General features: G+C 58.9%; 20 protein-coding genes and 1 riboswitch. Of the genes, 12 read left to right on the top strand and 8 right to left on the bottom strand.

Annotation, left to right across the window (positions count from 1 at the left end; translation table 11 throughout):
* Nucleotides 1-69: 69 nt before the first annotated feature.
* From QY316_10985 to QY316_11020, 8 genes are all read right to left on the bottom strand, one after another.
* The gene (locus tag QY316_10985) at nucleotides 70-1,443 is read right to left on the bottom strand and encodes a cobyrinate a,c-diamide synthase (GenBank protein ID WKZ32425.1); all 1,374 of its coding nucleotides are present in this window, start codon (nucleotides 1,441-1,443) and stop codon (nucleotides 70-72) included.
* A 162-nt stretch (nucleotides 1,444-1,605) separates the two neighbouring features.
* Nucleotides 1,606-2,241 (bottom strand): histidine phosphatase family protein, encoded by a 636-nt coding sequence (locus QY316_10990; GenBank protein ID WKZ32426.1) that lies wholly within the window; start codon nucleotides 2,239-2,241, stop codon nucleotides 1,606-1,608.
* Nucleotides 2,238-3,005, bottom strand: coding sequence for an adenosylcobinamide-GDP ribazoletransferase (cobS, locus tag QY316_10995; protein ID WKZ32427.1), 768 nt, complete (start codon nucleotides 3,003-3,005; stop codon nucleotides 2,238-2,240). Before cobS ends, QY316_10990 begins: the two co-directional genes overlap by 4 nt.
* 175 nt (nucleotides 3,006-3,180) lie before the next feature.
* Nucleotides 3,181-4,236: a nicotinate-nucleotide--dimethylbenzimidazole phosphoribosyltransferase gene (gene cobT / locus QY316_11000; GenBank protein ID WKZ32428.1), complete on the bottom strand. Its 1,056-nt coding sequence runs from the start codon at nucleotides 4,234-4,236 to the stop codon at nucleotides 3,181-3,183.
* On the bottom strand, nucleotides 4,223-4,720 hold the full coding sequence (locus tag QY316_11005) for a hypothetical protein (GenBank protein WKZ32429.1): 498 nt from the start codon (nucleotides 4,718-4,720) through the stop codon (nucleotides 4,223-4,225). The genes cobT and QY316_11005 overlap by 14 nt, the downstream gene beginning before the upstream one ends.
* The gene (gene cobU, locus QY316_11010; GenBank protein WKZ32430.1) at nucleotides 4,717-5,235 is read right to left on the bottom strand and encodes a bifunctional adenosylcobinamide kinase/adenosylcobinamide-phosphate guanylyltransferase; all 519 of its coding nucleotides are present in this window, start codon (nucleotides 5,233-5,235) and stop codon (nucleotides 4,717-4,719) included. Before cobU ends, QY316_11005 begins: the two co-directional genes overlap by 4 nt.
* Nucleotides 5,235-5,762, bottom strand: a complete 528-nt coding sequence (locus QY316_11015; GenBank protein WKZ32431.1) for a cob(I)yrinic acid a,c-diamide adenosyltransferase — start codon at nucleotides 5,760-5,762, stop codon at nucleotides 5,235-5,237. The genes cobU and QY316_11015 overlap by 1 nt, the downstream gene beginning before the upstream one ends.
* A gap of 129 nt (nucleotides 5,763-5,891) precedes the next feature.
* Nucleotides 5,892-6,071, bottom strand: a riboswitch (cobalamin riboswitch).
* A gap of 311 nt (nucleotides 6,072-6,382) precedes the next feature.
* Nucleotides 6,383-7,168 (bottom strand): sugar phosphate isomerase/epimerase family protein, encoded by a 786-nt coding sequence (locus QY316_11020; GenBank protein WKZ32432.1) that lies wholly within the window; start codon nucleotides 7,166-7,168, stop codon nucleotides 6,383-6,385.
* A gap of 357 nt (nucleotides 7,169-7,525) precedes the next feature.
* On the opposite strand from QY316_11020, the gene QY316_11025 reads away from it, so the two are divergent.
* From QY316_11025 to hisD, 12 genes are all read left to right on the top strand, one after another.
* Nucleotides 7,526-8,215, top strand: coding sequence for a GntR family transcriptional regulator (locus tag QY316_11025; GenBank protein ID WKZ32433.1), 690 nt, complete (start codon nucleotides 7,526-7,528; stop codon nucleotides 8,213-8,215).
* On the top strand, nucleotides 8,212-8,478 hold the full coding sequence (locus tag QY316_11030) for a hypothetical protein (protein WKZ32434.1): 267 nt from the start codon (nucleotides 8,212-8,214) through the stop codon (nucleotides 8,476-8,478). Before QY316_11025 ends, QY316_11030 begins: the two co-directional genes overlap by 4 nt.
* 81 nt (nucleotides 8,479-8,559) lie before the next feature.
* Nucleotides 8,560-9,546 carry an RluA family pseudouridine synthase gene (locus QY316_11035; GenBank protein ID WKZ32435.1) on the top strand — a complete coding sequence of 329 codons (987 nt, stop codon included), beginning with the start codon at nucleotides 8,560-8,562 and terminating at the stop codon, nucleotides 9,544-9,546.
* Nucleotides 9,525-10,307 (top strand): peptidoglycan editing factor PgeF, encoded by a 783-nt coding sequence (gene pgeF / locus QY316_11040; GenBank protein WKZ32436.1) that lies wholly within the window; start codon nucleotides 9,525-9,527, stop codon nucleotides 10,305-10,307. The genes QY316_11035 and pgeF overlap by 22 nt, the downstream gene beginning before the upstream one ends.
* A complete protein-coding gene (coaE, locus tag QY316_11045; protein ID WKZ32437.1) occupies nucleotides 10,304-10,927 on the top strand; it encodes a dephospho-CoA kinase in 624 nt (207 codons plus the stop codon). Before pgeF ends, coaE begins: the two co-directional genes overlap by 4 nt.
* A 202-nt stretch (nucleotides 10,928-11,129) precedes the next feature.
* Entirely contained in the window at nucleotides 11,130-12,395 is a 1,266-nt protein-coding gene (gene rho, locus QY316_11050; protein WKZ32438.1) for a transcription termination factor Rho, read from the top strand.
* Between the two features lie 250 nt (nucleotides 12,396-12,645).
* Nucleotides 12,646-12,858, top strand: coding sequence for a 50S ribosomal protein L31 (gene rpmE, locus QY316_11055; GenBank protein WKZ32439.1), 213 nt, complete (start codon nucleotides 12,646-12,648; stop codon nucleotides 12,856-12,858).
* A gap of 13 nt (nucleotides 12,859-12,871) precedes the next feature.
* Complete coding sequence (gene thyX, locus QY316_11060) at nucleotides 12,872-13,558, top strand: FAD-dependent thymidylate synthase (protein WKZ32440.1); 687 nt, start codon at nucleotides 12,872-12,874, stop codon at nucleotides 13,556-13,558.
* Between the two features lie 161 nt (nucleotides 13,559-13,719).
* On the top strand, nucleotides 13,720-14,793 hold the full coding sequence (gene prfA / locus QY316_11065; protein WKZ32441.1) for a peptide chain release factor 1: 1,074 nt from the start codon (nucleotides 13,720-13,722) through the stop codon (nucleotides 14,791-14,793).
* Between the two features lie 635 nt (nucleotides 14,794-15,428).
* Nucleotides 15,429-16,733, top strand: coding sequence for a UDP-N-acetylglucosamine 1-carboxyvinyltransferase (murA, locus tag QY316_11070; GenBank protein ID WKZ32442.1), 1,305 nt, complete (start codon nucleotides 15,429-15,431; stop codon nucleotides 16,731-16,733).
* On the top strand, nucleotides 16,733-17,407 hold the full coding sequence (gene hisG / locus QY316_11075; GenBank protein WKZ32443.1) for an ATP phosphoribosyltransferase: 675 nt from the start codon (nucleotides 16,733-16,735) through the stop codon (nucleotides 17,405-17,407). Before murA ends, hisG begins: the two co-directional genes overlap by 1 nt.
* On the top strand, nucleotides 17,404-18,702 hold the full coding sequence (hisD, locus tag QY316_11080; GenBank protein WKZ32444.1) for a histidinol dehydrogenase: 1,299 nt from the start codon (nucleotides 17,404-17,406) through the stop codon (nucleotides 18,700-18,702). Before hisG ends, hisD begins: the two co-directional genes overlap by 4 nt.
* Nucleotides 18,703-18,787 lie beyond the last annotated feature (85 nt).

Consider the following 18,787-nt stretch of genomic DNA (forward strand, 5'->3'; position numbering starts at 1 on the left):
GATTTTTTCTGAGGTCGAGGAAGGGCGGAAAATAAAAAGCGCAGCATCTATGTGAATATGTGAGCATTTTCATTTCAGCCTCCGGTATAGCATCGCGGTACGGAGAAAGGCCCTGGGGAAGGCCGGGTTGCTCGCGAAATGGAGATGTATATAGCTCGCAAGGGCGCTCCCTTTGCTGAACCCTTCTGGAAAGGTTTCAGGGCCGCCCCTGGCCATGTAACCCATGCCCACCCCCTTTGGGCCGGAAGCCATCTCCGAGTAATGGAACTCATGCCCCCGGACCGTGCCCCTCTTGAGGAAAGGGCACTCCTGCGTAAGAGAGACCTCCCTGTAGCCGAGCGCCTTTCTCCTGGAAAGAAGCCGCGTGGTCCAGGGAAAGACCCCTGCCATGCCGGACCTTTTACCCTCGCGCTCGATCGCCTTCCCGAGATACATGAGGCCGCCGCATTCGGCATATATGGGAAGCCCTTTTTTTGCAAGCACCCTTATTGAGTCCCTCAAGAATCTATTCGCTTCGAGGGCCGGGGCATGCAGCTCCGGGTATCCGCCTCCGATATAGAGGCCGTCAACGCCTTCGGGCAGCTTTTCGTCCCTTAAGGGGCTGAAGGGCAAGATATCCGCCCCGAGCCATACAAGGATATCGAGGTTCTCCTGGTAATAAAAGGAGAAGGCCTCGTCCATTGCGACAGCTATCCTGACCTTCCCGCCTTTAGCGGGCCGGGTTTCAGTAAAGCGCGCTACCTTCACACCCTGCTTAAGGAGCCTGTCGAGGTCGATGGAGGACTCAATGGCGAGCGCCGCCTTTTTTGCCGCTCTCCTTATGATATCCGGGTCTTCCGAGGCGGTCACAAGGCCAAGGTGCCTTTCCTTTATCCCGAGGGACTCGTCCCTCCTGATACACCCCAAGAGCTTTATACCCGAACCCCGGGGCATGGAGTCCATCAATATTTCAGCGTGCCTTGGGCTCCCGGTCTTGTTGAATATCGCCCATCTTATGTCCACTCCGGGGTCATACGCCTCGAAGCCCTTTATGACCGCGCCCATGCTGCGGGCGGCCTTCTCGGCGTTGGCAACGAGAAGTACCGGCACGCCGAGCGTCTTTGAAAGGTGCGCTGTTGAGCCTTCCTCGCTCCTGCCGTCCCTGCCGTCAAAGAGCCCCATGACGCCTTCTATTACCGCGCAGTCCGCGTCTTTTACCGCACGGGCGAAGGTCTCCCTTACGCCTTCTGCACCCATCATCCAGGTGTCGAGGTTATAGGAGGGGCGTCCGAGGACAGCCCTGTGGAGGCCGGGGTCTATGTAGTCCGGCCCGGCCTTGAAGGCCTGCACCTTGAGGCCCCGCTTCTTAAGCGCCTCCAATATGCCGAGGGTCACAAGCGTCTTTCCTGAGCCGCTCGCCGCCCCTGCCACGATGAATGCGGGTATCTTTCGGGTCTCTGACAAAGGAATCCTACCGGCTTACCAAGCTCGGCTTTAAGGCTGATCAAAAAGCTCCGGATGCGAGGCCCCCATTGGAACAGGGGAGCGAGTAACGAGGCGTACTTTTCGTGTACGCCTTCGTAGCCAGCGACGTAGCCTTCGACGCAGATGGATTTTTTGAGCAGCCTAGTATATTTCCGTGGGCCGCATATCCTGGTTCGGCCCCCCGTTAAGTAGCTTCACTACCTTCAGGCCGTCGTCCAGGTAGTCGATTACGTTGAGGCAGCCGAAGTCCTGCTCGATGCTGAAAAACCTTTCGAGCGGCAGGCCCATTGCCTCGCTCAAGACCACCCTGTTTACGCCCCCGTGTGCGACGACGCATACGGACTCGTGCCTGTGGCGGTCGAGTAGGGTGGCGAGGGCCGGGACCACCCTTGCCCGGAGCTCCACGAGGCTTTCGCCTTCCTTCACCTTGCTCGTCGCAAGGTCCTTGAAGCTGAAGTCCGCCTCCTCGGGGTATCTGGCTATGGCCTCCTCCCTCGTAAGGCCCTCCCACCTCCCGAGGTTAAGCTCGCGGAGGTCGTGCACCATGACCGGCTCGATCCCCAGGGCCTTGCCTATGATGCGCGCGCCCTTCACGGCCCTCTGGAGGTCGCTCGAATAGACCGCCTTTATGGGCTCCGTTGCGAGGAACTCGGACACCCTCCTCATCTGATCGACCCCGGTAGGGGTTATGTCGATATCGAAGTGGCCGTTATAGCGGTACTCGTGGTGGTTCACCACCTGTCCGTGCCTTATCAGGTAAAGCCTTGTGGCTCTCATATCCCAATGCCTCCGGTCGATCTCGTGCCTGCTATCGCGAGCGCCCCGATAAGGAAAAGGAGCTCGGCCATCTCGCTGTGGAAACCGAACACGTCACCCGTCACCCCGCCGAGCTTTCTTTTGAAGTATAGTGACGACATATAGATTATAACCCCGAGAAGAGCGAAAATGAGAACGGGAAACGGACCGGCGAACGGCGCGGCAAGGACGACCGCGAGCAACGTGGCCATAACGAGCACACCTTTCGTATTCCCGGCGAATGCCTCTCCGAGGCCGCCCGAGGGCCTCGCGTAGCCGGAGAACGCGGCAAGCGGCACCATCGCCCACCTCCCGAATACCGGAAATAGGAATATGGCCCAGGCCTTATCGCTTGAAGGAAGCTCGTGGAGCGAAAGGAACTTCAAAAGGATAATGAGCGTGACTCCTGCCGCGCCTATGGCGCCCACGGAGCTGTCGCGCATTATGCGGAGGATATCCTCCCTGTCCCTTCCGCCCGCGAGCCCGTCTATCGTGTCAGCGAACCCGTCCAGGTGAAGTCCCCCGTTCGTAAGGAGGAGGACCGGGATGAGGGAGGCCAGGGCCACACTCTCGGGCAGGAACGCCTTAAGGACGGAATACGCGACGACCAGTATAAGCCCCTGGAGCGCCCCGACTACCGGGAACCAGGCCATTGAGCGGGAAAGCTCCCGGGGCTCGGGCACACTTACGGGCTTCCCGATCCTGAAGATGGTAAGGAACTGGAGGGCTACTATGAATCCTTTCAATTTCTCTCCCGTTTTAATTAGCAGGCTGCCGGAAAACTCGGAATCACATTTTCAGGCTGCTCAAAAAGTTCAAGATGCAAGGAGTCGAAAAATGAGGAATGAGGCGTACTTTTTGGTACGCCGCAATGACGAATTTTGAAGACGACGCCGCAGATTGAGCTTTTTGAGCAGCCTGCTACGCGTTTTCTTCAGAGACGCCCGCGTCCCCGAAGGTCGCCATCTCGTTATACGCCCTTAAAGCGGCTTCGATGAGCGTTATGCCTATGGCCGCGCCAGTGCCCTCCCCGAGCCTCAAATCCAGGTCCACGAAAGGCTTAAGGCCCAGCCTTTCGAGCATCGCGCCGTGCCCCTTCTCCACAGACCTGTGCGCGGCGAACATGTACTGGGCGGTAACTGGCTCAAGCTCGCGTGCCATGAGAGCGCCCGCGGTGGAGATGAAGCCGTCCACCACGACAGGCACCCTTTTTGAGGCCGCGCCTATTACAAGCCCGGCTATACCCGCTATCTCCGCGCCGCCGAGCTTTGCGAGCACGTCGAGCGGGTCCGAGGGGTCGGGCCTGTTGACGGCTATCGCGTCCTCAATGACCTTCACCTTGTGCCTGAATATCGCGTGGTCTATCCCGGTGCCCCTTCCGGTTACCGCCTCCGGCGGAAGGCCCGAGAGCGCGGCTATTATGGCGCTCGCCGGGGTGGTATTCGCTATGCCCATCTCCCCTGTGCCGAATATCGCGCCCTTGCCGGCGTAATCCCTGGCAAGGGAAATGCCGACCTCAATGCAGTTTACCGTCTCTCCCCTGGTCATGGCCGGGCCCTTCCGGATATTCCGCGTGCCACGGACGACCTTCCTTTTAACCAGCCCCGGCGCGTCGTCGAAATCAAAGTCCACGCCTATGTCGACCACCACCACATCCGCGCCTGCGTGCCTGGCAAGGGCGTTTATCCCGGCCCCGCCCATGAGGAAGTTATGGACCATCTGCCGTGTGACTTCCTTCGGGAACGCCGATACCCCTTCGTCGGCCACCCCGTGGTCACCGGCAAAGGTGAAGATCGTTTTCCTGTCCAGACAAGGCCTGAGCTCGCCGGTTATTGCGACCATCCTTTTCGCGAACTCCTCGAGCCTTCCCAGGCTGTCCCTGGGCTTAGTAAGTGAGTCGAGCCGCTTCCGGGCCTCTTCGATGAGCCCGGCGTCGACCGGCCTTATGCCCCCGAGGGCTTCCTCAAACATCGACATCCGCCGTCTCCTTTTTATTTTTACCGAAGACCGCGCTCCCGGCAATGCCGCCGAGCGCGGTCATAGCGAGAAACAGGGCCAGGTACATCAACCTTTCCGGGCCTCCGCCTGCTTTTACGAGGAAGAAGACGGAGAGCGGAGACGCCGCGAGGACCGACCATACTATCGCGAGCCTTCTATTTTTCGCGAGCATCGCCCCGGCAAAAAAGCCCATTACGAAACCGGAAACCGGCGTGAGGAAGAGGTTGGCGAACGTCGAGGCCTCGGCCAGCATCGATTCGAAAAGGGCCCTCTCCGACTCTATCCGCGCCGCTGCCTCTTCCCTGGTCCTGCCCCTGAAAAAGGCCGCCACGAACCTGCCGTATGGGGTGATATTGAAAAAGGCCAGGGCCCAGGCGATTGCCGCGTTAAAGAAAACGAAGACAAGGTTTCCGCCGAAAACGGCGGCAAAGATGCGGGTTTTTGACGTCGCGCTCTTCGTCATTTCATTCTAAGGGGCAGGCCCGCCGCGAGAAACCATACCTCTTTAGCGGAGGAAGCCATCTCCTTATTGACCGCGCCCGAGAGGTCCCTGAACCTCCTTGCGAGCGCGTTCTCCGGCACTATGCCGAGTCCGACCTCGTTTGATACGGCGACCACGCTTGAGGCGGACTCTTTGCACGCCATTGCGAGCGCCCCTGCCTCGTCCAATATATCCCTGTCAGAAAGGCCCCGGGAGATTAAATTCGTTATCCACAGCGTAAGGCAATCTATTACCACGGCGCATCCCGGGCCGAGCGACGATACCCTCTTGCCCAGCTCCTTACCCTCTTCGATAGTCTCCCATTCCGCGCCGCGCTCCTCCCTGTGCCTCCGTATCCTCTCATCCATCTCCGGGTCGAGGGCCTCGGCTGTAGCTATGTAGACCTTCCTCCCGGGCAGGTTCGAGGCGAGGCCGAGCGCGAACGCGCTCTTGCCGGAACGCGCGCCGCCGATGACGAAAGAGAACTCTCCCGGCATCAGAACTCTATCCCCTTCCTCGCCTGCACCCCGTGGTCGAACGGGTGCTTTATCTTGAGCATCTCGGTTACGTAGTCAGCCGCCTTCACAAGCTCCAGGGGCGCGTTCCTTCCGGTAAGGACGACTTCGAGAGAGGCCGGCCTTGAATCGAAAAAGCCGAGCACGTCGTCAGCGCTTATCCAGCCGCCGTTCACGGCAGACATTATCTCGTCGAAGACCGCGAGGCCGTAGCCGCCTTCCGACAGCTTGTCCTTTGCCGCCTCGTAGGTCCCCACAACGGACGCCTTGACCGCCTGTAGGTCGGTCTTCCCGCCTGTGAACATGGGATGACGCACATCGGACCGGACAAGGTCCACCCCGAGACTCCTCAGGCTCTCCTTTTCGCCGGACGAGGCCTTCTCCTCCTTGAAGAACTGTATAAAAAGCACCTTCATGCCCTGGCCGGCGGCCCTGGCCGCGAGCCCCACAGCGGCGGTAGTCTTCCCCTTGCCTTCGCCGGTATAAATGTGAACCAGACCACGCTCCATGCGGACCTCCATTTACGGTCTCAAATGCCGGAAATGAGAAAACCCGGCCTTCTCTTCCGAAGGACGGGTCACGGGCAAGCCATGCGCCACAATCATGCTTCCAGCGCCTGCCGACCCTCTCCCTCGGAAGGTCTTCGAAAAAGCTCCGGCAGGTCTCCTGGCTCGCGGGTCTTCCTACTCCCTCGCCCTTCCCGGCCAAGGCCAGTGGATCCGCAAGGTTTCGTCGCCGCTCACAGTTGCGGGGCAGCTCCCGTTTTTACGGGAATTCCCTATTGGCCCGGCTGAGAGGCAGAAGACTTTTGAGAGAACCTTTTTGTAAAAAGGTTCTCTCAAACTCTTTTTGAAGGGGGTCTGGGGGAAACTTTCTACAGAAAGTTTCCCCCAAAAGGTTCTTCAGCCTCCAAGCGGGCACCGGTGCGTCGAGTTTCGCGTAAGGCTAACAGGTTGCCCGGGGGCAGTCAAGGGAAAAGCTTTTAAAGGCAACCTCTAAAAACTAGAGATTTTTCACGCACTCAAGGAAAGCCGGGAATAAAAAGCGGGGCATATATGATTAATATGTGAGCATCTTTATTCACGGCCTGACACAGAATCCGGGGAAAAGATCACTTTTTAGAGGTTGCCTACAGGTAGCGCCTGACCGCCTCGATGGCCCGGAACATGGCGTCCTCGCCGTGCGGCTCGATCGTGTAGACGGGGTCTTTAGTATATTTCGAGAGGAGGTCCATGAACCTTTCGAAGTCTATCGAGCCGTCGCCTATGGGGAGGTGGTCGTCGCGCTTTCCGTGGTTGTCGTGCAAATGGACCTCGGCGACCCTCGGGCCGAGCGCGGCGAACCATTCCTCGAAATCCACCTCCGAGAAGACCCTCATGTGGCCGGCGTCCAGGCAGATCCCCAGGTTCGGGGAGGGTAATTCATCCATGAGAAGCCTCAAGGTCGAAGGCTCCCTCTCGAATATGTTCTCCACGGCAATAACGGTACCTATGCGCTCTGCCCTTTTGACGAACTCAGGCCAGGTCTTGAGGCTCTGAGAGAGCCAGAGGTCCTTATCCCCCTTGTATTTGCGCTCGTGGTAGCCGGCATGGAGGACCACTGTCCTGGGCTTCAAAATCTCCACCACCCCGAAGAGCCTGTCATAAACGCCGACGGTCAGTAACCTCGTCTTCTCTTCCCTGCTCCCGGGGTTAAGGTCGATGTAAGGGCCGTGGACTGTAATCGTGAGCCCCTTTTCCGCGAAGGCGTCGCGTATGCGCTCAAGGTCCCTTGGCCTGGCCTCCTCGATGAAGAAGGCGTCCATGAATATCTCGGGGTTGATGCCCAGGTCCATGAGGCGTCCGGTCTTTTCGAGCAGATACGGATAGGGCACATGTACCTGCACTCTTTTCCTGTCTCCCATTACCTCGAGCACACCTTTCCGTCCGGACTCAAAATAAACATTAAACCTGAAATGATGGCCGGGCGCAAGCAATTCCGGGCGAACGGGTCCGTTCGCCCGGAGCCCGGCCCGCCGTCAATACATGCCCTGCTCCCCTCCCAGGCAGACTGCCTTAACCCCGAAAACGCTTGACTTTTCGCTATGTATACAGTATACATTAATATCAAATGGACTGTGTTCTTGCCGCAGGCGGCCGGGTACCAGGGCTCCCGGAAGGGCCCGCACGGCAAAAAGCGGGCGATTGGGTCTGCTTCCATCTTTAAAAAGCCCCGCCCCGGAGAGCAGGGAGGATTAACCCTGAATCTACCCACCAGAACCCGATTGACTGAAATGGAAAAGATAAAGGTGCTTGATTACCCGGTGGAGAGGCCCCTCACACTGAGGGAACGGATAGTGGACTTCATAAAGGACTCCATCGTCACAGGCCGCCTTAAGCCCGGCGAAAGGGTCCCGGAGCAGGAGATAGCCGCAAGCTTCGGCATATCGAGGACACCTATCCGCGAGGCCTTCCGCCAGCTCGAGAGCGAAGGCTTCATCTCGGTCGTGCCCAGGAAGGGCGCGGTAGTAAGCCCTATAACCGACAAGGACGTAAGCGAGTTCTACGAGATAAAGGGCCTCCTCGAGGGCTACGCCGCGAGGACCGCCTGCGGGAAGCTCTCGGACAAGGACATCGAGAGGCTCGAATCCCTTAACGCGAAGATGGAAAAATGCGCGGAAAGGGGCGACGTGAAGAACTTCTTCCGGCTCGACAACCAGTTCCACGACACCTTCCTAGTCTCCTGCGGGAATGACAAGCTCTGCGCCACGGTGCACCACCTTGTCCGGCAGTTCGAGAGGTTCAGGATAACCGCGCTCTCGCTCCCGGGCCGCATGTCCGACTCGGTGCGGCAGCACAAGGACATAATAGAAGCGTTCAGGCAGAAAGACTCGTCCCTCATAGAGTCGCTCGTGAGGGCGAACGCCGAGAGGGGCAGGGACGTGCTCGTAAACGAGATCACACAGAAGAGGGTCCAGGCATGAGTCTTATAACCAACCGCGAGGCGGCCGCGAGGCTCGCAAGGACCATAGTCTCCGACATAGCCATCTACAACAAGGAAAAGATCCTCGAAGGCATAAAGAACGACAACATCTTCGACCTCCTCGAAAAGGAGATCAACGAGGGGCTCGAGCTCTACAGGAGCAGGGTGGCCCCGGACCTCGACAAGAAGAACGGCCTGTACAACCGGGCCATCGTGGACATCCTCATAAAAAGGAACGGCAATATCGAGTCCGGGATCTGGTAGCCCCTTTTCGCTTTCTTCAAGGCCCCGCGCATGGTACCGGGCAGCCGCCCGTAAAACTCTCTCCCGCGGTCTGATTCTTTGATGGGAAAAATCAGCACCTTCACGGTAACGCCCGAGAAATCCCGGCAAAGGGTCGACGTATTTTTATCGTCCATGATGCCCGAAGTCACCCGTTCGCGCATGAAGGCCCTTTCGGAGGAAGGAAGGGTCCTTGTGAACGGGAAGCCCGTGAAGGCCGGGCACAAGGTCCGTGAAAACGATTCAGTACAGGTCTCCTTGCCGGAGCGGGCCCCGGAGTACCCGGAGCCCGAGGACATGCCCCTAGACATACTCTACGAGGACAAGGACATAATCGTCGTAAACAAGCCCGCGGGCATGGCGGTCCACCCCGGCGCCGGGAGGACAAGCGGGACTCTCGTGAACGCGCTCCTCCACCACACCGGCCCCGGCGGGCTTGCCTTGACCGGCGCGCCTCTCCGCCCCGGCATAGTGCACAGGCTGGACAGGGACACGACCGGGTCGCTCGCGGTCGCCAAAAACGACAGGAGCTATCTTTCCCTTGCAAGGCAGCTAAAAGAGCGTAGCGCGAGGAGGAGGTACATAGCGCTCGTCTGGGGCTCGTTCAAGGACGACGAGGGCTCGATAGACCTCGCCATAGGCAGGGACCCCGTGCAGAGGAAAAAGATCTCCACGAGGGCAAGGATAAAGAGGCGCGCGGTCACGAGGTACAAGGTGCTCAAGAGGTTCCCGCTCATGACGCTCCTTGAGCTAAGGCTCGAGACCGGGAGGACGCACCAGATAAGGGTGCATTTGAACGCCGTGCACCACCCCGTGGTCGGCGACCAGGTCTACGGGAAACGGGCCATTCCGCCCGCGCTCCCCAAGGCCGCTACGGACGTCCTCAAGGGCATAAGACGGCAGATGCTCCATGCCTGGTCGCTCGGCATAGAGCACCCGGCGACCGGCGAGCACATGGAGTTCAGGGCGCCGATACCGCCGGACATGCAAAGGCTCGTCAACGCGCTTGAAAAGGGATCGGAACCCGAATGCGGACACTTAACGGCATAACATACCTCTCGTCGCACGTATTCGACGAAGGGGTTGCCCACGGCTTCCTCACGAGGAAGGGGGGCGTAAGCGCGCCCCCGTATGAAAGCCTCAACTTCGGCGAGCGGGAAGCCGATAAGAGGGAACACGTCGACGAGAACAGGAAACGGGTGCTCGCCGCGTTCGGCGCGGGCTCGCTTTTTACTATAAACCAGGTGCATGGAGCCTCGGTCTTCCGCCTGGGGCCCGACGCCCCGCTTGCCCCGCCCGATGCGGACGCGATAATCACGGCAGAGGAAGGGGCCGCCATAGGCATACTCACAGCCGACTGCCTTCCGGTGCTCCTCTTCGACCCGGTGAACCGAGCGGTCTCCGCCGTACACGCCGGATGGAGAGGGACCGCGCTCGGGGTCACGCTCAATGCAGTAAGGGAGATGGGGAAGGCCTTCGGCACAAAGCCCCGCGACCTCAAGGCCGCCATAGGGCCGTCCATAGGGCCGTGCTGCTATTCGGTCGGCGAGAACGTCTACGAGGAATTCAGGGCAGAGGGCAGGTCGCTCGACTCGTTCATCTCGCTCGACGACGGCCTGAGGCTCGACCTCGGGGCCGAGAACATAAGCCAGCTCCTGAGCCTCGGCGTGGGGCAGCGTAATATAAGCGGCTCCGCCCCGTGCACGTCCTGCTCCGGGGACTTTTTCTCGTACAGGCGGGACCAGGGCAGGACCGGCAGGCAGCTGAGCTTCATAATGCTCGTGGCCCGCGGCGGGGCGGCAGGACGATGATAGTAGGCCTCACGGGCGGCATAGCCACCGGCAAGAGCCTGGTCTCGGCGGAGCTCAAGCGGCTCGGGGCAAAAGTCATCGACGCGGACGAGATAGCGCGCGAGGTGGTGGAGCCTGGAAAACCGGCCTATGTAGAGATAATAGCGGAGTTCGGAAGCCCGGTCCTTAACCCCGACGCTACCATCAACAGGAAGGCCCTGGCCGAAAGGGTCTTCTCCGATAAAGAGGCGCTCGCGAAGCTTAACGGGATCACTCATCCGAGAATACGGATGAGGATACGGGAGAGGATACGCGAGGAGATGGCCCGGGCAGGGACGGACGAGCTCGTGGTCATCGACGTGCCGCTCCTCCTCGAGGGGCCCTTGAAAGACGAGGTTGACAGGATAATAGTAGTCTATGCCGACGAGGAAAGACAGCTGGAGAGGCTCGCGAAAAGGAACGGCGCGTCAAGGGAGGAAGCTCTCCGAAGGCTTGCTTCCCAGATGCCCGTAAGCGAGAAGCTCAAGTACGCGGACTACGTGATAGATAATAACGGAGCGATAGAGGAGACCCTCTCCAGGGCGCGGGAGCTCTTCGGGGAGCTCGCAAGCGCCCTTAAAACCGGAAAAAAAGGCACTTGACAGCCCATTTCAGCCGTGTTAAAGTTGAGATACCTTTCAAAATATAGTTCAACATTACTGCTGCCCTCAAAGCTACAATCCGAAAGATTTAAGCCCAGAGGAAAACAAACCCATTACATGACCCGCTTCAAAATCGCAAAAGGCCTGGAGTAAGACCGCTTACCCCTATTTCATCTTCACAACACCCTTCACAGGAGTACATATGAACCTCAAGGAATTAAAGGAAAAAAAGATAAACGAGCTCACATCGCTCGCGAAGAAATATAACATAGAATCCGCGTCCAGCATGAGAAAGCAGGACCTCATCTTCGCGCTCCTCCAGTCGCAGAGCGAGCAGAACGGGATGATATACGGAGAGGGCGTGCTGGAAACGCTCCCGGACGGCTTCGGCTTCCTCCGCGCGCCGGACTATAACTACCTGCCCGGGCCTGACGACATATACGTATCTCCCTCGCAGATACGGAGGTTCAACCTCCGGACCGGCGACATAGTCTCGGGCCAGATACGGCCGCCCAAGGAGGGCGAGAGGTACTTCGCGCTCCTCAAGGTCGAAAAGGTAAACTACGAGGACCCCGAGGTCGCAAGGGACAAGATCCTCTTCGACAACCTCACGCCGCTCTATCCACAGGAAAAGATACACCTGGAATTGAAGAGCGAGGCAAAGGGCGCCCCGAGCGACATATCGATGAGGATAATGGACCTCTTCACCCCCATCGGAAAGGGGCAAAGGGGCCTCATAGTCTCCCCGCCCAGGGCCGGCAAGACCATCCTCCTCCAGAAGATAGCCAACTCCATTACCACGAACCACCCGGAAGTCGTCCTCCTCGTTCTCCTCATAGACGAGCGGCCCGAAGAGGTGACCGACATGCAGCGCTCCGTTAACGGCGAGGTCATAAGCTCGACCTTCGACGAGCCCGCGCAAAGGCACGTCCAGGTGGCCGAGATGATAATAGAGAAGGCGAAGAGGCTCGTCGAGCACCAGAAGGACGTCGTCATACTGCTCGACTCAATAACGAGGCTCGCGAGGGCCTATAACGCGGTAGTGCCGCCGAGCGGCAAGGTCCTCTCGGGCGGCGTCGACTCGAACGCGCTCCACAAGCCCAAGAGGTTTTTCGGCGCGGCGAGGAACATCGAGGAGGGCGGAAGCCTCACCATCATAGCGACGGCCCTCATAGACACCGGAAGCCGCATGGACGAGGTCATCTTCGAGGAGTTCAAGGGTACCGGCAACATGGAAATAGTCCTCGACAGGAAGCTCGCTGAGAGGAGGATCTTCCCGGCCATAGACCTCAACAAGTCGGGTACGAGGAAGGAGGACCTCCTCCTTACGAAAGAGGCGCTCAACAGGATATGGATACTCCGGAAGGTGCTCCAGCCTCTGAACCCCATCGAGTCGATGGAGTTCCTGCTCGATAAGATACAGAGCACGCCCAGCAACAAGGCCTTCCTAGATTCCATGAGCAGGTAGGCGCACCACGCTAAAAAAGAGGCAATCCAGGCCTGCCCGCGCCTTTTCGGGCGGGCCTTCCTTTTATGTTGAAATCCAGGCATATAGTTGCTATTATGTGCTATTACGCTTGGCCGGGAAGGGTCTTCCCCGGCATTTCCGCCCCCGGATAACGGGGCGGTATTAGCAGAGTTGCCGAAAAAAAACATTTGCTCGCCCGCACATCGAAAGAGATGGAAAGCGCTGCGAGGCATTATCAGGAGGGAAGAAGATGAAAGAGGGAATACACCCCGCCTACAACGAGACAAAGATACACTGCGCGTGCGGGAACGTGGTCGCAACCGGCTCGACGAAGAAGGACATATCGGTCGAGATATGCTCCAACTGCCATCCCTTCTACACCGGGGAGCAGAAATTCCTCGACACCGCCGGGAAGATCGAGAAGTTCAGGAAGAAGTACCAGAAGCACGCGAAACAGGCCTGAGCCCGGAGGTCCGGTGAAGGTTATCCTCCTCAGGCACACGCCGGAGCCGGAGAAGACCGTCGCCATGGCGGCCCGGCTCTGCTATTCGGACTCCGGCATCCGTGAGATTGAGGAGAAGGTCTCGGGGATCTCCATCGAGAAGTTCCTCGGGAAGATCCTCAAGATGGGGCACCTTTCGGTCCTTGAGCACGCCTCCTTTACCTTCGGCATAGAAGGCATCTCAAGGGCCACGTCTCACCAGCTCGTGCGCCACAGGCTCGCCTCCTATTCCCAGCAAAGCCAGAGATACGTGACCGCCTCCGCCCCGGAGTACGCGGTGCCGCACACAATCGCCTCGGACCCGGAAAAGAAAAAGCTCTTCGAAGGGGCCGTAAAGCGGGCCTACAGGGATTACAGGAAGCTCGTGGATATGGGCATCCCGGCAGAGGACGCGAGGTACCTTCTCCCCAACGCCGCCTGCACCAAGATAATAGTCACGATGAACGCCCGGGAGCTATTGCATTTCTTAAGCCTCCGCTGCTGCGAAAGGGCCCAATGGGAGATCCGCGAGATGGCCGTCGAGATGCTCCGGTGCGTTAAAAACGTAGCCCCGTTCATATTCAGGGACTCGGGCCCGTCGTGCGTTAGCGGCAAATGCTCCGAGGGCGAGATGACCTGCGGCAAACCCAAAGAGACCAGGGAAAGGTTCAGGAGCCTGTAGCCCGGCGGCGCGCTTCCTTTTCAGCCGTCCCGCGCAATCCGGCGCATGAATACGGGCCCTTTTCAGTATCCCGTTTTCCAAAGGGGGACTGAGGTGGATTAAAATTCAAGATTAATCTCCCCTGCCCCTCTTTAGAAATGAGGGGCACTTGATATTCCAAAATGATTGAAAAAAGACTTGAAGACATAGAAGCCCGGCACGCCGAGATTTCAGATATGCTGGCCCTCCCTGATGTGGCAGGAAACCCCGAGGTCTACCAGAAATACGCCAGGGAGCAGGCCGCTATCAATGATATAGTCGAGGCGTACAGGGAATTGAAGAGGCTCGACCGCGAACTAGCCGATAACAGGCAGATACTCGAAGGAAAGGACGCGGAGCTTAGGGAGCTTGCCAAAGAGGAGATACCGCTTCTCCAGGAAAAAAGGGAGGAGGTCTCAAAGGCCATTAAGATAATGCTCCTCCCAAAAGACCCCAATGACGAAAAGGGCATAATCCTCGAGATACGGGCCGGGGCGGGCGGGGAGGAATCGTCGCTCTTCGCCGGGGAGCTCTTCAGGATGTACTCGAGGTACGCCGAGCAGCGCGGCTGGAAGGTCGAGGTCATGAGCTCAAGCCCCACGGGCCTTAACGGCCTTAAGGAGGTCATAGCCTCCATAGAGGGCAAGGGCGCGTACTCGCGCTTCAAGTACGAGAGCGGGGTGCACCGCGTGCAGAGGGTCCCGGAGACAGAGGCATCCGGCAGGAGGCACACCTCCACCGTGACGGTCGCGGTCATGCCCGAGGCCGAGGACGTCGAGGTCGACATCCGCATGGACGACATAAGGGTCGATACCTTCAGGTCGGGCGGGCACGGAGGACAGAACGTCAACAAGGTCGAGACCGCCGTCCGCATGACCCACATCCCCACGGGCGTGGTCGTGGCCTGCCAGGAGGAGAAGAGCCAGCACAAGAACCGGGAGAAGGCCTTCAAGGTATTGAAGGCCCGGATACTCGACATGAAGATACAGGAGCAGCAGAAAAAGATCGCGGCGGACAGGAAAACCCAGGTCGGCACCGGCGACAGGAGCGAGAAGATACGGACCTACAACTTCCCGCAGAACAGGGTCACGGACCACAGGATAGGGCTTACGCTCCACAGGCTAACCGAGGTCATGGAGGGCGACCTCGACGAGCTTACGGACAGCCTCATAGGCTATTACCAGACCGAGGCCTTGAAGGAGCAAGGAGCGGCCTGAAGCAACAAGGACCTTTTCCGCACTACCGTGCGGTTTTGAGGGTAAGGCTCGCTTGCTAGCCTCCTCCCCCACCCCGTGAACGGGCCCCTTAAGTCGCTTCGCTCCTGGCTTCCCCGGCCCGTTCACGCTCCGCCTCCCTTATGCAGCGCTCGCCTTACCCTCCGGGGTTTGTTTCAAGACAAAAAGAATCTCACTCGTTTTTGTTTTCTGCATTTCAAACCACCACGGGGCATAAGGCGGAGCGAACATAGGGTTGGAGGAGGGGCGGGCGAGGCGGGGCAGCAGGAGCGAGGCCAAAGGCCGAGCGACTTAAGGGCCGAGCCCGGAGGATGGAGGCGGAAGGGAGCGGAGCCTTATGCCCAAAAAGAGCGCGACAGCGCGATAAAGGGCTTTTTGCAACAAGGCTTAGTACAAGATTCTTCGGTCGCTAACACTCCCTCAGAATGACGAAAAAATCAGAAAGGCAGAGGCCGGGCAACATGGCGGTCTGAACGCATGGACTGCCCCCGTAAGGGTGAAACCCTCAAAAGTCTTAAATCGCCCTACCCTTCAAAAAGTTTTCAAATTCTTTCGTTCCATGATATTAATATCCGATATCCGGCAGGACATAATACCAAAAAGGGCTTTTTTCTGAGATGGATAAGATACTAATCAGGGGCGGCAGGCGCCTCGTAGGGGAAGTCACGGTAGGAGGGGCGAAGAACGCTGTTCTGCCGCTCATGGCCGCATCTCTCCTCGTAGACGGCTGGATGACGATAACGAACGTCCCGAGGCTCAGGGACATAGACACCTTCAAGGTGCTCCTTGCCCACCTGGGCTCCGAGATATCCGGAGACGACGGGAACCGTACCTTGCGGATACGGACAAGGGACGTGGCCGCCCCCGAAGCCCCCTACGAGCTCGTAAAGACGATGCGTGCCGCCGTCCTCGTCCTCGGGCCGCTTGTCGCCCGGTTCAAGAGGGCAAGGGTGTCGCTGCCCGGCGGGTGCGCAATCGGGGCGAGGCCCATAGACCTGCACTTGAAAGGCCTTAAGGCCATGGGCGCGGAGGTCGAGATAGAGCACGGGTACGTGACCGTCTCAGCCGAAAGGCTCAGGGGAGCCAAGATTTACATGGACACGGTCACGGTCACGGGCACCGAGAATCTCATGCTCGCGGCCGTCCATGCCGATGGCACCACCATATTGGAGAACGCGGCCCTTGAGCCCGAGGTCGTATGCCTCGCGGACGCGCTTAACGCCATGGGAGCGAGGATAACCGGGGCCGGGACTGACACCATAAAAATAGAAGGGGTCGAGAAGCTACACCCCGTAGAGACGAGGGTCATACCGGACAGGATAGAGGCGGGCACCTTCATGGTCGCCGCGGCCATGACCAAGGGCAACGTCCTAATAAAGGACTGCCCGCACGAGCACCTCCATGCCCTTAACCTCAAGCTCAAGGAAGCTGGCACGGAGATAATCCAGGAGGACGGGGGCGTAAGGGTCATAGGCGACATACCCATAAGGAGCGTGGACGTTAAGACCCTCCCCTACCCCGGCTTTCCGACTGACATGCAGGCCCAGGTCATGGCCATGATGGCCGTTGCGAGCGGCCTTTCGGTAATAACCGAGACGGTATTCGAGAACAGGTTCATGCACGTGGGAGAGCTTAAGAGGATGGGCGCGGACATAACCATAGACGGCAGGAGCGCTGTCGTGAAGGGCGTAAAAAGATTGAGCGGCGCGCCCCTCATGGCCACGGACCTCCGCGCGAGCGCCTCCCTCATATTGGCCGGGCTTGTGGCAGACGGCCTTACCGAGGTATCTCGGATATACCACCTGGACCGCGGGTACGAAAAGATAGAAGAGAAGCTTATGGCGCTGGGTGCGGACATAGAGCGGATAAAAAGCAAGGAGACCGCAGCCAGGGCCTCGAACCACGCAAAGGCGGAGGCGTGATGCCGGGCCGTGACGTACTTACCATAGCGCTCCCCAAGGGGCGGATACTCAAAGAGGCGGCCTCGCTCTTCAAGGCCGCTGGCGTCGACATCACCCCAGTGATGCAGGACGACCGGAGGCTCATCTTCGAGGACATCGCGGACGGCCTCAGGTTCATGGTCATAAGGAGCCAGGACGTGCCCACGTACGTGGAGTACGGGGCAGCTGACATAGGCATCGCCGGTAAGGACGTGCTCCTTGAGCAGGCAAAGGACCTCTACGAGCCGCTCGACTTGAACATAGGCGTGTGCAGGATGATGGTCGCCGAGCCTGTCGAGCTCTCTGCCAGGGACAACCCCAAGCAGTGGACGCACATAAGGGTCGCGACCAAGTACCCGAACATCACCATGAACCACTTCTTAGGCAAAGGCATCCAGGTCGACATAATAAAGCTCTACGGCTCCATAGAGCTTGCGCCGCTCCTCGGCCTCTCCGAAAGGATAGTGGACCTCGTGCAGACTGGCGAAACCTTGAGGAAAAACGGCCTCACCGAGGTCGAGCACATAATGCACATCTCGTCGAAGCTCGTCTGCAACAGGGCAAGCCTGAAGACCAAGCCCAGGCGCGTAAAGGAGCTCGTGGACGCGCTCGGGAGGTCGGTCGCGCAGAACGGACGGTCCGCCGTAAAGTCATGAAGATAGTGTCTTCCAGTGACAAGGGATTCAGGACGCTCCTCGCCTCCATACTCCGGCGCGGCGACGAGGACACCTCCGCAGTCGAGGCCGCGGTAAAGGATATAATCAGCGCGGTAAAAACGCGCGGCGACAAGGCCCTCGTAGACTATACAAGCAAGTTCGACAGGGCCGACATCGGCGGGAGGATAGAGGTCCCCAGGGCCGAGATAAAAAAAGCGGCCCGGTCCGTGCCGAAAAAAGAGCTCGAACTCATTGAGCTTGCCGCCTCGCGCATAAGGGCCTTTCACGAGCTCCAGAAAGAGAATTCGTGGTTTACGACGAGCCCGGACGGGACACTGCTGGGCTCAAAGGTAGCGCCCCTTGAGCGCGTCGGCATATACGTGCCGGGCGGCAAGGCGGCCTATCCTTCGACCGTCCTCATGAACGCCATCCCCGCGCGTGTCGCCGGTGTGGGCGAGGTCGTTATGGCCACTCCCCCGGGTAGAAACGGCATAAACCCGCTCGTCCTTGCGGCAGCCGACATTGCCGGGGTAGACAGGGTCTTCAGGGCGGGCGGGGCGCAGGCAATAGCCGCCCTCGCCTACGGCACCAGGACCGTGCCGAGGGTCGATAAGATTACCGGCCCGGGCAACATATATGTCGCCACGGCAAAAAGGCTCGTCTTCGGCGCGGTCGATATCGACATGATAGCCGGGCCGAGCGAGATACTAATAATAAACGACGGCACAGGCGACCCGTCCTGGATCGCGATGGACCTGCTCTCGCAGGCTGAGCACGACGAGTTAGCGTCGTCCATACTCGTAACCACCTCGCGCCGGATGGCAAAGGAGGTATCGGAAGAGGTCGGAAGGCAGATCAAGAAGCTAAAAAGGAAAGAGATAGCCGGGGCCTCGATAGAACGCTACGGCGTCATAATAACGGCAAAAGACCTTGCAGAGGCTGCGGACATATCGAACGGCATAGCGCCAGAGCACCTGGAACTTTTCGTCGAGCGGCCTTTCGAGCTTCTCGGTTCCATTAAAAACGCCGGCGCGGTATTCCTCGGCCACTACACGCCCGAGGCCGCAGGGGATTATATCGCGGGCCCTAACCACACGCTCCCTACAGGCGGCACGGCCCGCTTCTCATCCCCGCTGGGGGTGTACGATTTCGTAAAGAGGATGAGCGTTGTAAGCTTCTCGCGCTCTTCCTTCGAGAAGCTCGGGGGGAGCGTAAAGAGGTTCGCGGACCTCGAAGGGCTCGAGGCCCACGGCCTGAGCGCGGCAAAGAGGCTCGGGCCGGGAAAGAAATCATAATAATGTCATTCTGAGGGGCGACGAAGAATCACTGAGCTTATTGACTCGCCGGCCCGGAGATTCTTCACTTCGTTCAGAATGACCT

The sequence above is a fragment of the Thermodesulfobacteriota bacterium genome, assembly GCA_030583865.1.
Lineage (GTDB): Bacteria > Desulfobacterota > GWC2-55-46 > GWC2-55-46 > GWC2-55-46 > UBA5799.